The 2,534-nt window shown below is 69.6% G+C and carries 3 protein-coding genes; all 3 read left to right on the forward strand.

The window, feature by feature from the left end; translation table 11 throughout:
- Window positions 1-715: phosphogluconate dehydrogenase C-terminal domain-containing protein (locus EQG76_RS01900; RefSeq protein ID WP_159710105.1), on the forward strand; the 715-nt coding region annotated here is incomplete at its 5' end.
- Window positions 716-885: 170 nt separating this feature from the next.
- The gene (locus EQG76_RS01905) at window positions 886-1,902 is read left to right on the forward strand and encodes a Gfo/Idh/MocA family protein (protein WP_159710107.1); all 1,017 of its coding nucleotides are present in this window, start codon (window positions 886-888) and stop codon (window positions 1,900-1,902) included.
- A gap of 133 nt (window positions 1,903-2,035) precedes the next feature.
- Window positions 2,036-2,534: D-(-)-3-hydroxybutyrate oligomer hydrolase (locus EQG76_RS01910; RefSeq protein ID WP_235031158.1), on the forward strand; the 499-nt coding region annotated here is incomplete at its 3' end.

Raw genomic sequence — 2,534 nt, forward strand, 5'->3', positions numbered from 1 at the left:
GGCGCGGCTGAAGGACGAGCTGGGCGTGGTGCCGGTGGGCGCGGACGAGGCGCTGGATGGCGCCGAGGTCGTGATCCTGGCGGTGCCCGACACGCTGATCGGCAAGGTCGCGAGCGGCATCGTCGACAAGCTCGAGCCCGGCACGATCGTGGTGATCCTGGATGCCGCGGCACCCCATGCCGGACACCTGCCCAAGCGCGACGACATCACCTATTTCGTGACTCATCCCTGCCACCCGCCGATCTTCAACGACGAGACCAACCCGGCGGCGAAGAAGGATCATTTCGGCGGGGTTGCCGCCAAGCAGCACATCGTCAACGCCCTAATGCAGGGTCCCGAGGAGCATTACGCGGTCGGCGAGGCGGTGGCGAAGACCATCTGGAAGCCGGTGATGCGCTCGCACCGGGTGACCGTCGAGCAGATGGCGATCCTGGAGCCGGGCCTGTCCGAGACGGTCTGCGCCACGCTGCTGGTGGTGATGCGCGAGGCGATGGAAGAGGCGATCGCCCGCGGCGTGCCCGCCGAGGCGGCGCGCGACTTCCTGCTCGGCCACATGAACGTGCTGGGCTCGGTGATCTTCAAGGAGGTCGACGGCGTGTTCTCGGACGCCTGCAACAAGGCGATCGAGTTCGGCAAGCCCGTGCTGATGAAGGACGACTGGAAGCGGGTGTTCGAGCCCGACGAGATCATGGCGAGCATCCGCCGGATCACTTGAGCACCGTGCGAGGCGGGCCTGGGCGCCCGAGACGAATCCATGCCGACACGCGGCCAGGCTCGAGGCCGTCGTCTTGCTGCGGAGGCGGACCGGGGGGGGAGCCGCCTCCGCAGCATTCTCGCCACGACCAGGCACGCGTGGTCCGGGCTCGCCTTGCCGAGGGAGGTAGGATGCTCAAGGGTGGACTGATCGGCTGCGGGTTCTTCGCCCAGAACCAGCTTCATGCCTGGCAGGACCTGGACGGGGTCGAGATCGTCGCGATCTGCGACCGGGATGCTGGCCGCCTGGAAGCGGCCGGCGAGCGGTTCGGCATCGGCCGGCGCTACACCGATGCTGCAAAGATGCTGGCGAACGAAGCGCTGGACTTCGTCGACATCGCGACCACCGCGCCCACGCACCGGCCGCTGGTAGAACTCGCCGCCGCCCACGGCCGTGCGGTGATCTGCCAGAAGCCGTTCGCGATCGAGCTGGGCGATGCCGAGGCCATGGTGGCAGCCTGTGCGAAGGCCGCCGTGCCCTTGATGGTGCACGAGAACTTCCGCTGGCAGACCCCGATCCAGGCGGTGCGCCGGGTGATCGACGAGGGTGCCATCGGCCGGCCGTTCTTCGGCCGCTTCGCCTTCCGCTCCGGGTTCGACGTCTTTAGCGGCCAGCCCTATCTCGTCGAGGGCGAGCGCTTCATCATCGAGGACCTGGGCATCCACATCCTGGACATCGCCCGCTTCGTGATGGGCGAAGCCAGCAGCATCGCCTGCCGCATCCAGCGGGTGAACCCGAGGATCAGGGGCGAGGACGTGGCCACCATGCTGCTGGGCCACGGGCAGGCCACAAGCGTGGTCGACTGCTCCTATGCCACGAGGCTGCCGGTCGAGCCGTTCCCGCAGACCCTGGTCGAGGTGGACGGCGATCAGGGCAGCCTGCGGCTGGTCGAGGGCTACCGGCTGACCGTGCATGGCCCGGGCGGCACGCGCGAGCTGGACGTGTCGCCTGCCCTGCTGCCCTGGGCCGAGCGGCCCTGGCACAACATCCAGGAGAGCGTGCAGGCGATCCAGCGGCACTGGGTCGAGTGCCTGACGAGCGGTACCGAGCCGCAGACCTCCGGGCGGGACAATCTGCAGACGCTCCGCCTGGTCGATGCCGCCTATCGCAGCGCCGCCACCGGACAGGTGCAGGAACTGGCCGGCTGACCGGTCCCTTCCCGGAGAAGCTTCGCAACTGTGGCCGTTCGTCGTATGCACTTCCGGATCATCGGATCGTGGCGGCTGCCGGCCGCCCGGACCAGCGGCCTCGGGTGGCGAAGGGAGACGCGGCGTGCGGAGCATGGACGGATGGCTGGCAGCGACGCTGATCGCGCTGGCCGGCAGCGGCGCGGTCGCGGGCGAGCGGGGCCACCAGCCGCCCCGGCAGGGTTGGGGCGAGGTGGTGGTGTCGCGCTACCTAGAGCCCGGCGGCAACGACCTGCTGACCGGCGGGCTGGGTGCCGCGCGCCTGGCCGATCCCACCCCGGTGCCGGTCGACTTGGCCGATCCGGAATCGCTGCGCACTGCCGCCATCTTCAACAATTACCGCGCCCTCGTCGATACCAGCTCAGGCGGCGGGTATGGCCGGCTCTACGGCCCATGGGTGGGACCCACGGCGGCCGATGCGACCGGCAGGATCCATGGCGTGGAGTACCTGACGCTCGCGACCGACCGCCATGGCGACCGGGTCACGCTGATGGTGCAGATCCCGCAGGGCTTCGACTCGCAGGCGGCCTGCATCGTCACGGCACCTTCGTCCGGCTCGCGCGGGGTCTATGGCGCCATCGGCACGGCCGGCG

Source organism: Geminicoccus flavidas, assembly GCF_009806515.1.
Classification (GTDB): Bacteria; Pseudomonadota; Alphaproteobacteria; order Geminicoccales; family Geminicoccaceae; genus Geminicoccus; species Geminicoccus flavidus.